Raw genomic sequence first — 13,227 nt, forward strand, 5'->3', positions numbered from 1 at the left:
GGCCCCCACCCGCGTCCCGCGTCGCACCCTCGGGTCACGGCTGGCCACCTTCGGTACGTCCTTCAAGTACCTGTGGTTCGAGCACATGCTGATCGTGCGCACGTCCTGGCACGTCCACATGGTCTTCGGCATCTTCATGCCGCTGACGATGGTGTTCGGCTTCTCCCGCATCGGCAGCGGGCTCACCGACCAGGACAGCCTGCTGTACATCGCCAGCGGCTCCGGAGTGTTCTCCATCGCCGCGCTCGGCACCACGGCCATCGCCCAACGCATCGGCGCCATCAAGGCCGAGGGCTCGATGATGTACTACGCCTCGCTGCCCATCAGCAAAGTGGCGTTCGTGACGGCGTTCGTCGCCGCCCGCCTGCTGCTCATCGCGCCCGGCCTCGTCACCTCCCTGCTCGCCGTGGAGGTGCTCTACGACATCAAGCTCACGCTGTCACCGACGCTGCTGTTCGTGTATCCGCTGACCGCTCTGCCGCTCGCCGCGCTCGGCCTCGTCATCGGCAGCCTCATCGACAAGATCGAACTCATCTCCATCGTCACCTACATGCTCAACTTCCTGCTGCTGCTGGGCGCCCCGCTGCTCATCCCGATGGAGTCCCTGCCGCTCGCGCTGCGCGTCATCAGCTACGTCATGCCGACCAGCTACGGCGCCGACGCCATCCGGCACAGCGTCACCGGGGACATCGACGGCATGTTCGCCCTCGACGTGGCCATCCTCGCCGCCGCGTCGGTGGCGTCGCTGTGGATCGCCGACCGGGCGCTGCGCTGGCGGGCCTCCTGACGCCGGTCCAGGTCCAGTGTTTTCCCCAGTGACCGCCCCGCCGGGACGCCGATAGCATCCTTTCCGGATCCAGAGGGTGAATGTCCAGCGGCCGTTCTCCGGGCCTGGTGCGAGACCCGGAGAACGGCCGTATGGGTCCACCGGAAACACCTCGGAAAACGGCACCGGAAATCGGCTCGGCGCACACGGGGAAACCGGACGGGAACACCGTGAAAGGGAGCCGTCCCTTTTCGATGTCTCTTTCGTCTCTTGTGGCCCTCCGTTTGTTTTCGGACCGGAGCGAACGGGAGCGACACCGGCATGAAATTCCAGGTGCTGGGCCCGCTGACGGTTCTCGGCGACAGCGGCGGCCCGGTCGCGCTGAGCGGCGTCAAACAGCGGGCCACCCTCGGCCATCTGCTGCTGCACGCCAACGAAGTCGTCGCGACCAGCGCCCTGATGCGGGCCCTGTGGGCCGGCGAACCGCCGCCCACCGCCCGGAAGATGCTCCAGAACGCGGTCTCCGCCCTGCGCGGACTCCTCGCCGCCGAGGACACCCGCGGCGGCCCCGTCCTCCTCACCCACGCCCCCGGCTATCTGCTGCGCGTCGACGGCGACGACCTCGACCTCACCACCTACCGGGCCCTCGCCGACCGCGGCCGCGCCGACCTCGCCGCCGGCGCCTGGACCCCCGCCGCCCGCACCCTGCGCGCCGCCCTCGACCTGTGGCGCGGGCCCGTCCTCGCCGACCTCGCCGAGTCGGGCACCGACTGGCCCGAGCTGCGCACCCTCGCCCAGGCCCGCTCGGCCACCCGCGAGGACCTCTACGAGGCCGAACTCGCCTGCGGACGGCACCACGACGTCCTGGAGGACCTGCAGACCCACGCCCAGCGCGAACCGGTGCGCGAGCGACTGTGCGCGCAGCTCATGCTCGCCCTCTACCGCCGCGGCGCACAGGCCGACGCCCTCGACGCCTACCGCCGCACCAGGACCGCGCTCGCCTCCCGACTCGGCCTGGAACCCGGCCGGGTGCTGCGCGCCGTGGAACGCGCCGTCCTCGACCACGACCCCGTCCTCGGCCAGCCCGACGCGCTCGCCATCATGGCCCTCGACGGCGAAGCGCGCCGCCCACGGCCCGCCGACCTGCCGGTCGCGCCCCGCCCGGCCGCCGTCGCCCCTGCCGTCCTCGTCGGCTTCGACACCCGCCCGGCGCCCAGGCCCCCGGCCCCGCCGGCGCTCCCCGCAGCGCCGCCCGTCGCAGCCTTCCCGTATCCCGCGGCGCCCGCCGGCGTCCTCACCGAGCAGCACAAGCAGCTGTCCATGCTGCTCGTGCGGACCACCCTCGGAAAGGGACTCGGCGGCGACCCCGAGGACGCCGCCCGGCTCTCCGGCGAACTGGCCGTCGCCATCCGCGACGAGGTCGCCCGGCACGGCGGAAAGGTCTCCGGCGTACTCGGACCGGTCACCTTCGCCCTGTTCGGCGTCGTCCGCACCCGCGAGGACGACGCCGAACGCGCGGTCCGGGCCGGCCGGGCGATCCTGCGCAGACTGCGCCAGTACGGCGCGGGCGGCCCCGTCCCCGTGCACGGCGGCTCCGCGCCCCGCGTGGCCGTCGCCACTGGCGACGTCGTCGTCACCTGCGCCGCCGACGGAACCGGCGCCGTGCCGATCGTGAACGGCGCCGTACCCCAGAGCTGCGCCGACCTCCTGCAGACCGTGCCGCCCGGCGGCATCCGCGTGTGCGCCACGACCCGCTCCGGCACCGAACGCACCCTCGTCTACGGTCCCGCGGGCCCCGACGGCGCGTCCGAGCCGCTCGGAGCCCGCACCGCCTGCACGGACCCGCCGCCTCCCCTCGTCGGCCGGGAACGCGAGGTCGAGCAACTGGGCGGAGCGCTCGGCGACGTGGCCCGGCGGCAGCGCCCCTGCCTGCTCAGCACACTCGGCGAGCCCGGCGCCGGCAAGACCCGGCTCATGACGGAACTGGCCCGGCTCGCCCGCCGCTCCCCGCACGGATACCGGGTCGTCACCGGCCACAGCTCCTGGAGCGACCGCGACCGGCCGCTCGCCCTGCTGGAGCGCACCCTGGCCTCGGCCACCGGCGCCGACGACTGCGCCCACGACTCCCTCGCCCGCACGGTCCACGCCCTGTTCGGCACCGGCGACCGCGGCGCCTGGCTGCTCGACCGCCTCGGCCCGCTCCTGCGCGACGAACAGCCCGCCCCCGCCGACTGGCCCGACCTCGCCACCGCCTGGCGGCTCCTGCTCACCGGCCTCGCCGCCGAACGCCCCCTGCTGCTCGTCCTGGAGGACCTGCACACCGCGCCCGACCCGGTACTGGACCTCGTCACCGAACTCGCCGACGCCGCCGGACCCGTACCCCTGCTGCTGGCCGTCACCGCACGCCCCGAACTCCTCGACCGCAGGCCCACCTGGGGCGGCGGCCGGCGTGACGCGCTCGCCCTCACCCTCGACCCGCTCGACGAGCCCTCCTCGGCCGCACTGCTCGACGCCCTCCTCCCGGACGGCGGCGGCACGCTGCCCCCCGACCTGCGGCGCGACGTCCTCGCCCGCGTCGGCGGCAACCCCCTCTACGCCGTGGAATACGCACGGGAGCTGACCGGGTCCGGCCGTCCGGCAGGCCCCCTGGCGATGCCCCGCCATGTGCGTCAGGTCGTCGCCGCCCATCTCGACACGCTGCCGCCGCTCGCCAAGGCCGTCCTCGTGTGCGCCTCGGCCCTGGGCGGCGTGTGCTGCGCCGACGGGGTCTGCGCGGTCGGCGGGGTGGACCGCGCCGAGGCCGCGCACTGGCTCGACCACCTGGAACGCCGGGACTTCCTGCGCCGCTCCCGGCACCCCTCCGCCACCGGCGCCCTGCGCTACGCCTTCCGGCACCCGGCCACCCGCGAGGCCGTCGACGCGCTGGTGCCCCGCACGGTGCGCGAGGACCGCAGGCGCCGCGCCGAGTCCTGGACCGAGAATACGGCGGCCCGGCTGACCGCCTGACACGATCCGCGGCAATTCCGGTTACCCGCCGATGGAAATACCCAACTGGGTAAGGGCACGCCCATCGCATAACTTCGGATCCGAGCGGCGTGGAAAGCGCACCGAAGACTCGGGAAAACACCGAGAACGACGGCACATCATGTCGTGGCCGAACGCCGCTTCCGTATGGAAAGGAATGGTTGTGCGCATTCTCTGCAGCCTCGCGCTGTCGCCCTCCAACGCACGTGCCCTGCTGCCGCTGGCCCGCGCCGCGGCGCAGGCCGGCCACGAGGTCACCGTGGTCTCCCCGCCGGAGATGGCCGGTGTCTTCGAGGGCGAGAACATCCGCGTCCTGCCGCTGTTCACCGACATGGCCGAGATCGTGCTCAGCCTGCTGCAGCAAAAGCGCATCGAGTTCGCCCCCTCCGACCCGTTCTCGCCGCAGACCCTCCTCGCCACCGCATGCGGCCCGCACGTCACCGACGCCTACCGTCAACTCCTCGACGTGGCACAGGAGTTCAAGCCGGACGTGATCCTGCGCAGCGGCGTCGAGTTCGCCGGCTACCTGGTCGCCGAGACCCTCGGCGTCCCGCACGTCACCGCGCCCTCCGGCGGCGGCCAGTACCTCGACGCGAAGCTGGCCCTGGCCGAACTGAACCTGCGCCGCGCCGAACTGGGCCTGCCCGAGAACGACTCGGCCGAGGCCATCCACGCGCACGGCCGCTTCGACTGCATGCCGGCCGACTACGCGTTCACCGCGCACGAGACGGTCGACACCTTCGCCTACCAGCAGCCGTCCGCCATCGTGCGCACCGAGACCGGCCCCGAGTGGCTGCGCGACATCCCCGGCGACAAGCCGCTCGTGGTGGTCTCCAGCACCAACGTGTTCGCCTCCCTGATGCACCACGCCGTCTTCCCGCGCATCCTCGACCTGTTCTTCGACGGGGTGGTCGCCGGACACCTCTTCGAGGGCCTGGACATCGAGGCCGACCCGGCGCTGGTCGTGGGCGCCCTCATGCCCGGCGACGCCAACCCGCTCACCACCATCGTCAAGGGCCTGTCCCAGGTGGACTGCACGGCCGTCGTCGCCACCCGCGGCATGCCCGTCGACCCGGCCGCCGTCGGCGACAACGTGCACCTCTTCGACAGCATCCCGCAGCCACTGCTGCTGGAGACCGCCCAACTCCTCTTCACCCACGGCGGCTACAACAGCGTCCGCGAGGCCGTCCGCGCCGGCGTCCCCATGGCCGTCCTGCCCGAACTGAGCGACCAGGCGCACAACGCAAGCCGCGTCACGGAGTTCGGGCTCGGGCTGCGCGTGCCCAGCGCCGCAGCCGACGACGTCGCCGACACCGTCGACCGGCTGCTCGCCGACCCCACGCACACCCACGCGGCCCGCACCGCGCAGCGCCACATGCTCGCGCTGCCCCAGGTCACCGCCGCCGTCGACCACCTCGTCGCCCTCGCCGGCCACTGAACCGGAAATCCAGACAGGAGCAGGAAGATGGACACGCAGTTCCTCCGGGCGTTCTACGACCTGGCCTCGTGGATCCGGCTCACCCCGCTGCTGAACGGCCCCTACCTGCCGTTCTCCGCGTGGTCGCTGCGACCCGGCGCCCTGATCAAGCTGCTCGACGACATCGCCCTCGGCGACCGCAAGGTCCTCGTCGAGTGCGGCAGCGGCACCTCCACGATCGTCTTCGCCCGCTACCTCGCCCAACGCGGCTACGGCAACGTGCTCTCCCTGGAGCACGACGAGAAATGGGCCCGCTGGGTGAACAACCAGCTGGCGCAGGAGGGCCTGAGCGAGGTCGCCCGCGTCGTGCACGCCCCGCTCGCCGAGCACCCGGCCGCCGTCAAGCGCGTCGAGTGGTACGAGCCCGGCACCGTCGAGGACGAGATCGGCGCCTTCACCGACAAGCACGGCAAGATCGACCTGCTGCTCGTCGACGGCCCGCCCGGCTGGGAACAGGGCCGCAAGATGGCCCGCTACCCGGCCGTACCCGCCCTCAAGGACCACCTCGCGCCCGGCGCAAGCGTGATGCTCGACGACGTCAACCGCTCCGAGGGCGTGGAGATCACCAAGCGCTGGGAGGACGAGTGCGGGCTCGCCATGGAGCTCGACCCGCACGGCACCCGCACCGCGTTCGGCACCTACCCCGGCTGACCCCGAGCCCCTGCGGCGAACCCCGGAAGGAGAGGCCATGCTGGCCCTGAACGGCGGGCCCAAGGTGCGGACACAACCCTTCCCGCGCTGGCCCGAGTACGACGAGACCGAGAACCTCGCCCTCGCCCGCGCCCTCCAGCAGGGCGAATGGGGGCGCCACGGCGGCAAGGAGGTCCAGGCGTTCGAGCGCGAGTTCGCCGAGTTCGGCCAGGCGCCCGCCGCGCTCGCCGTCACCAACGGCTCCCACGCCCTAGAACTCGCCCTGGAACTCGCCGGGATCGAGCCCGGCGACGAGGTGATCGTCCCCGCGTACACGTTCGTCGCCACCTCCACCGCCGTCCAGCGGCGCGGCGGCGTCCCCGTGCCCGTCGACGTCACCCCGGACACCTTCTGCCTCGACCCCGACGCCCTCGACGACGCCGCCACCGACCGCACCCGCGCGGTGATCCCCGTCCACATCGGCGGCCACGTCGCCGACATGGACGCCATCACCACCTGGGCACAGGCGCGCGGCGTCACCGTCATCCAGGACGCGGCCCAGGCCCACGGCGCCACCTGGCGCGGCAAGGGACTCGGCGCCCTCGGCTCGATCGCCACGTTCTCCTTCCAGAGCACCAAGGTGATCACCGCCGGCGAGGGCGGCGCCCTGCTCCTGCCCGACGACGACACCTACGAGAACGCCTGGGTACGGCACAACTGCGGCCGCACCCGCGAACTCCACCTCGCCACCGCCTCCTCCAACTTCCGCATCTCCGAACTCACTGCCGCCCTGCTGCGCGCCCAACTGGCCCGGTTCGCCGACCAGAACGCCCGCCGCGCCGCCCGCCACACCGAACTGGCCGCCGCGCTGGGCGAGATCCCCGGCATCCGCCTCCAGGGCCGCGACCCGCGCTGCACCGCCACCCCGCACTACATGACGACGTTCGTCCTCGACCAGGAAGAACTCGGCGGGCTCGACCGCGACACCGTCGCCCTCGCGCTGCTGATGGAGGGCATCCCCGCCTTCGGCAGCCACCAGCCCCTGCACCGCACCGACGCCTTCTGGACCGGCACTACCCGCGGCATCTGGCCCGAGGAACTCGCCGAGCGCTGCCCCAACGCCGAACGCGTCGGCCGCGACGGCGTACTGATCCCGCACCAGGCCCTGCTCGGCACCCGCCAGGACGTCGACGACGTCGCGACCGCGGTCGCCAAGGTCCTGACGGAGCTGCCCCGGGGCGGCACCGCCCCGGCCGCCTGACGCAGCCGCAACCCGACGACCACGACACCGACTTCGCACACCCCGCGCCCGGCGCGGCGGTTCACAGGATGGGAAACGAAAGCGATGACCAGCGACAACCCGGCCGGCCGGACCTTCGAGGTCCTCGTCGTCGGCAACGGTGTGCTCGGCCTGTCCCTGGGCCTGACCCTCGCCCGCCGTGGCACCAAGGTGGCCGTCCTCGGCCGCACCGACCGGCCCTGGGCCGCCTCCACCGCCGCCGGCGCCATGCTCGGCACCTTCGGCGAGGTCACCTCCACCCTCATAGCCAGCGAGCAGGGCCGCGCCAAGCTCGACCTCGGCGTCCAGGCCACCCGCCTGTGGGACGACTGGCTGGACCAGCTGTCCGAGGAGACCGGCGAGCACGACGACCTGCGCTGCGCCGACGGCACCGTGATGCTGCTGAACTCGATGGGCGTGCCCGGCATCGACTCCGTCAACTACACCGCCATCCGCAAGACGCTCGACGAGTACAAGGAGCCGTACGAGGACATCGACCCGGCCGAGCTCGGCTGGCTCGACCCCGACCCGCTCGCCCGGCCCCTGATGGGCATGTTCATCCCCGGCGAGCACGCCGTCGACGCCGGCCGACTGCTGGCCCGGCTGCAGACCGCGCTCCTGAAGGCCGGCGGCACCCTCCTCGACGGCTTCGGCGAGAGCCTGGCCACCGAGGGCGAGCGCATCACCGGCGTCAAGCTCACCAGCGGCGACACCCTCACCGCCGGCCAGGTCGTCCTCGCCGCCGGCGCCGCCTCGCAGACCCTCCTCGACACCGTGCCCGCCCTGAACGGCAGCATCCCGCGGCTGTGTGCCGGCGTCGGCGTCTCCGTCGTCGCCCGCGTCAACCCCGACGTGCCCGGCCCCACCAGCGTGCTGCGCACCCCCAACCGCGCCTTCGCCTGCGGCCTGCACCTCGTGCCGCGCGGCCAGGGCCATGTCTACCTCGGCGCCACCAACGCCATCGAGCCCGAGCCCGCCGACGTGCCCTCCATCCGCGACGCCACCTTCCTGCTCGGCTGCGCCCTGCGCCAGCTGCGCCGCGACCTCGACACGGCCGGCATCGAGAAGATCCAGGTCGGCAACCGGCCCGTCGCCTTCGACGGCTTCCCGCTGGTCGGCAGCGCCGGCGTCGACGGCCTGTGGATGATGACCGGCACCTACCGCGACGGCCTGCACCTGTCGCCGCTGCTCGCCGACGAGATGGCCCGCCGCATCCTCGGCGACGACACCCGCCATGACCTGTCCGTGTTCCAGCCCGTCCGCAAGCCCACCCAGCCGCACAGCCGCACCGACGTCGTCGAGACCGCCGTCACCCACCTGCTCGCCACCGGCTACGAGGACGAGTGGAGGATCCCCAACGCCTGGCCCGCCGTCATCGAGGCCCAACTGCGCGCCGGATTCGCCAAGTTCGCCGACGCCCTCGACGACGAGTTCACCCCGCCCGCCGAGATCCTCGCCAAGGCCCAGATGAACCCGGCCTTCGCCCAGCAGGTCCGCCAGTACTACGCCGCGAGCCGCGCGGCCCTGTGATCTGACGCGCGACCACACCACCCCCCACAGCACCACACAGAAGGAGAGTCGCGTCACCATGAGCTGTCCCGAACTTCCGCCGACGGTCGACCTGCTCGTCGTCGGAAGCGGCCCCGTGGGGTCGGCCGTCGCCCGCCGCGTGTATGACGCCGTACCGCACGCCCGGATCCTGATGGCCGATCTCGGGCCGCGCCTGACCGGGCAGGCCGGGCTGCACCTCGGCAACCTGCCCGCACCGGAACGGGCCGCGGCCCAGGCCCGTTCCCAGGGGCGCGATCCCGAGACCGCGCCCGGTGAGGACGGCGCCCTGGTGAAGAAGTACGCGGACCGCGGCACCCATCTGCTGCGGCCGCGCCGCGACGACGAGCCGGAACAACTCGGCATGCCGGCCGCGGTCATGTCCAGCAACATCGGCGGGATGGGCGTGCACTGGGCCTGCACCGCCCCCCGCCCGCTGGACACCGAACGGCTGCCGTTCCTGCCCGGCGACGACCTCGACGCCGCCCTGTCCGTCGCCGAGCACCTGCTGCACGTCACCCGCGACGCCTACCCGGCCACCGAAGCCGGCGACCTCGTGCTCAAGACGCTCGGGCAGCTCTTCGACGGCGACTACCCGGTCGGCCAGGGCGTCGGCACCATGCCGCTCGCCTGCACCCCCCGCCCGGGCCGCCGCCCGCTGTGGGCCGGACCCGACACCGTCCTCGGCCCGCTCGCCGACGCCGGCGCCACCGCGGGCGACGGACGTTTCCGCATCGCCGACGAGACCATGTGCCGGCGCCTGCTGTTCAACGGGCGCAAGGTCACCGGCGCGCTCCTCGAACACCTCCCGACCGGCACCGAGTTCGCCGTACGGGCCTCCGCGGTCGCCGTCTGCGCCGACGCGCTGCGCACCCCGCAGCTGCTGTGGGCCTCCGGCATCCGCCCCGACGCCCTCGGCCGCCACCTCAACGACCAGCCCAAGACCGTCAGTTCCGTCCACGTCAAGGACGGCCCGACCGCCGGCCTCGCGGCCCGCGGCACGGTCGAGTTCGGCGGCGACATCCGAGACCTGGAGACCGGGCGCTTCTGGGTGCCGTTCTCCGACCCCGGCCGCCGCAACCACGGACAGGTCATGACCATCGACACCTCACCCCTGGAAGGCATCGACCCGGCGCTGTTCGTCGGCATGGTCTGGTACGGCGCCAAGGAGATCAGCGCCGAGGACCGCATCGAGTTCTCCACCAGCGAGGCCGACGCCTACGGCATGCCCAACATGACCGTCCACTACGACCTCACCGCACGCGACCTCGCGGGCGCCGAACAGGCCCGCGTGGACCAGGAGGCCGTCGCCGAGGCCCTTGGCGGCGAGTTCCTGGAGCGGCCCGAGCTGTTCCCCGCCGGCAGCTCCAAGCACTACCAGGGCACCGTGCGCATGGGCCCCGTCGACGACGGCACCTCGGTGTGCGACACCGACAGCCGCGTCTGGGGCTTCGACAACCTCTACGTCGGCGGCAACGGGGTCATCCCGACCGCCACCGCCGTCAACCCGACGCTGTACAGCGTCGCCCTGGCCGTCCGAGCCGCGGCGTCCATCAGCGCGGGCCTCATCGGCGTCTGACCGCAGCGAAGCAACCGAGAATCGAGGTGGCTGCCGTGCACCGCCACACCATCGCCGTCATCGGCACCGGCTATGTCGGACTCACCGCCGGTGCCTGCCTGGCGCAGCTCGGGCACCGGGTGGTCTGCGCCGACCTGGACCCCGTGAAGGTCGCGGAGCTCAACCGCGGCGACGTGCGCATTCTGGAGGAGGGCCTGCCGGAGCTCGTGCGCGCCGGGCTCGACGCGGGCCGGCTGCGTTTCGTCGTCGGCGCCGCCGACGCCGTGCGCGGCGCGCGCACCGTCTTCATCTGTGTCGGCACCCCCACCGGGCCCGACGGACGCGCCGATCTGAGCGCCGTGGACACCGTCGTCGAGGAGATCCGCACCCTGCTGGAACCCGACAGTGTGCTGGTCACCAAGTCGACCGTGCCGGTCGGCACCGCCGCCCGCGTGACCGCCGCCCTCGGCCGGCCCGACGTCGGCGTCGTCAGCAACCCGGAGTTCCTGCGCGAGGGCACCTCCGTCAGCGACTTCCTCCAGCCGGACCGAGTCGTGATCGGCTCCGACAGCCCCTGGGCCGCCGCCCAGGTCGCCGAGCTGTACGCCGGGGTCGACGCGCCCGTCGTCATCGCCGACGCGGCCAGCGCCGAGGTCGTCAAGTACGCCGCGAACTGCTTCCTCGCCGTCAAGCTGTCCTACGTCAACACCCTCGCCGAGCTGTGCGAGGAGGTCGGCGCCGACATCGACCGGGTCACCACGGCCCTCGGCCAGGACCACCGCATCGGCGGCGCGTTCCTGCGCCCCGGCCCCGGCTGGGGCGGCTCCTGTCTGCCCAAGGACACCCGCGCCCTGCTCGGCACGGCCGACGCCCTCGGCGTCGACTTCCCGCTCGTGCGGGCCGCGATCGACACCAACGCCCACCAGCGGACCCGGATCGCCGACAAGATCGCCCGCCTGTGCGGCGACGGCGACGGCTCCCTCACCGGGGTGCGGATCGGGCTGCTCGGCCTCACCTTCAAGGCCGGCACCGACGACCTGCGCGACTCACCGGCGCTCGCCCTCGCCGCCGAACTCGCCCGCCGCGGCGCGGACATCACCGCCCACGACCCGGCCGTCCCGGCCACCCGGCACAGCGAACTCCCCGCCGACATCACCGTCGTCGACGACGCCCACCAGGCAGCCAAGGGCGCTTCCGGGCTGGTCCTGTGCACCGAGTGGCGGCACTACCGCGAACTCGACTGGCCCCGGATCGCCGCCGACCTGCACCAACCGGTCGTCGTCGACACCCGCAACCACCTCGACCCGGCCGCCCTCAGCGCCGCGGGCCTCGCCTGGCACGGCACCGGCACCAGCCCGGTCGAGCCCGCCCTGACCGCCGTATAGACCTGTAGAGCCGCTCAGAAAGGTCCGTCACCATGCGGGTGCTGTGCAGCATCACCGGCTCGCCCTCCCACGCGCGCGCCTGCCTGCCGCTCGTGCGCGCCCTCGGCGAGGCCGGACACGACGTCCTCGTCGTCACGGCCGACAAACTCGCCCCCGTCCTCGCCGGTGAGCGCGCCCGCGTCGAGGGCGTCTACCTCGACATCACCGCCCAGGGCATGCGGCTGCTGTTCGAGGGCAAGCTGCCCATCCCCAAGGAGTTCAGCCGCTTCGCCCACGAGCTGTGGGCCACCCTCGGCGCCGGCCCCCAACTCGCCGACGCCTACGGCCTGCTGCGGCCGCTCGCCCAGGAGTTCCGCCCCGACGTGATCCTGCGCGACGGCTACGAGTTCGCAGCGCTCCTCGTCGCCGAGGACCTCGGCGTGCCCCACGTGCCCGCGCCCTCCGGCTCGGGCCAGTTCCTCGACCCGGAGCTGCTGCTCCCGCTGCTGAACGACCGGCGCCGCGAACTCGTAGCCGTCGCGCAGGATCACGTCGGGGCGGAACTCCTGGGCGAGCGGCCGCAGCAGGCCGTAGGCGTCGGCGAGTTGGGGGCCGGCGCCGAGGGTGGCCCACAGCTCGTGGGCGAAGCGGCTGAACTCCTTGGGGATGGGCAGGGACTGCCCGGCACCGTCCTCGAATTCCTCGACAAGGCACGCGAGTTCGGCGCCCCCATCCCCGTCTACGACCCCGCCGAACCCCTCGACACCGTCGTCGAGGCCCTCTCCGAACTGGACTGCGCCGCCGTCGTCTCCACGCTCGGCATGCCCGTGGACACCGCCAAGGCCGCGCCCCACGTCCGCGTCGTCGACCGCTTCCCGCAGCAACTCCTCCTCGAACACGCCGCGTTGTTCCTCACCCACGGCGGCTACAACAGCATCCGCGAGGCCGTGCGCGCCGGCGTCCCCATGGCCGTACGGCCCATGTTCGGCGACCAGCAGTACAACGCGCTGCGCGTCGCCGACCTCGGCCTCGGCGAGCACATCGCGACCCGAGGAGCCGAACCCATGCTCCGAACCTGCCGCCGGCTGCTGGCCGACGAGAGCGTCGCCGACGAGGCGCGGCGCGCCCAGAAGGAGATGCTCGCCCTGCCGGGTATCGACGCGGCCGTGACGCACCTGGAGCGCCTGGCCGTCAGGTGACGAGCCCCTTCCCGGACACCCGCGCCGACGCGGCCCCAGTGGCCCGTCGGCGCCGTCATGATCCCGGCGCTCGGACCAGTCCTCGTGATTCCCCCAGTCGACTGTCCGAATAATCGAACCAGAAGCGCGAACGGATCAGGCCACACCCCCACATTCCCGGCCACCTCGCGCCCGACGCCCCCCACAGGTCCGGTCCAGTATCCGAAGACGTGGCGACGAGTCATCCGCGGGAGAGAACGTGTCCGAACCAGCTCGCTCCACCTCGGCCACCCGCCCCATCGCGGGCACCCCACGCCCCTGGCTCCTCACCGGACGGGGCACACGGGCAGTACGCGAGCAGGCCCGCATCCTGCGGACCCTCGCACACGACGCGGCACCGGAG

9 protein-coding genes are annotated in these 13,227 nt (G+C 72.9%); all 9 read left to right on the forward strand.

Annotation, left to right across the window (positions count from 1 at the left end):
- Window positions 1–787, forward strand: a 787-nt coding sequence (locus tag EAO75_RS09175) for an ABC transporter permease (protein WP_147994563.1), incomplete at its 5' end; no start/stop codon positions are given.
- 300 nt (window positions 788–1,087) lie between these two features.
- Window positions 1,088–3,772 (forward strand): BTAD domain-containing putative transcriptional regulator, encoded by a 2,685-nt coding sequence (locus EAO75_RS09180; RefSeq protein WP_147994564.1) that lies wholly within the window; start codon window positions 1,088–1,090, stop codon window positions 3,770–3,772.
- Between the two features lie 181 nt (window positions 3,773–3,953).
- Window positions 3,954–5,228 (forward strand): glycosyltransferase, encoded by a 1,275-nt coding sequence (locus EAO75_RS09185; protein ID WP_147994565.1) that lies wholly within the window; start codon window positions 3,954–3,956, stop codon window positions 5,226–5,228.
- Window positions 5,229–5,255: 27 nt separating this feature from the next.
- The gene (locus EAO75_RS09190) at window positions 5,256–5,918 is read left to right on the forward strand and encodes a class I SAM-dependent methyltransferase (protein ID WP_147994566.1); all 663 of its coding nucleotides are present in this window, start codon (window positions 5,256–5,258) and stop codon (window positions 5,916–5,918) included.
- 37 nt (window positions 5,919–5,955) lie between these two features.
- Window positions 5,956–7,158, forward strand: a complete 1,203-nt coding sequence (locus tag EAO75_RS09195) for a DegT/DnrJ/EryC1/StrS family aminotransferase (protein WP_187284363.1) — start codon at window positions 5,956–5,958, stop codon at window positions 7,156–7,158.
- 84 nt (window positions 7,159–7,242) lie between these two features.
- Window positions 7,243–8,706 (forward strand): NAD(P)/FAD-dependent oxidoreductase, encoded by a 1,464-nt coding sequence (locus tag EAO75_RS09200; RefSeq protein WP_147994567.1) that lies wholly within the window; start codon window positions 7,243–7,245, stop codon window positions 8,704–8,706.
- A 58-nt stretch (window positions 8,707–8,764) separates the two neighbouring features.
- Entirely contained in the window at window positions 8,765–10,303 is a 1,539-nt protein-coding gene (locus tag EAO75_RS09205; RefSeq protein ID WP_147994568.1) for a GMC oxidoreductase, read from the forward strand.
- 35 nt (window positions 10,304–10,338) lie between these two features.
- Window positions 10,339–11,667 (forward strand): UDP-glucose dehydrogenase family protein, encoded by a 1,329-nt coding sequence (locus tag EAO75_RS09210; protein ID WP_147994569.1) that lies wholly within the window; start codon window positions 10,339–10,341, stop codon window positions 11,665–11,667.
- 32 nt (window positions 11,668–11,699) lie between these two features.
- A complete protein-coding gene (locus EAO75_RS09215; protein ID WP_147994570.1) occupies window positions 11,700–12,845 on the forward strand; it encodes a glycosyltransferase in 1,146 nt (381 codons plus the stop codon).
- Window positions 12,846–13,227: the final 382 nt, after the last annotated feature.

This window comes from Streptomyces sp. UW30, from assembly GCF_008042075.1.
Taxonomy (GTDB): domain Bacteria; phylum Actinomycetota; class Actinomycetes; order Streptomycetales; family Streptomycetaceae; genus Streptomyces.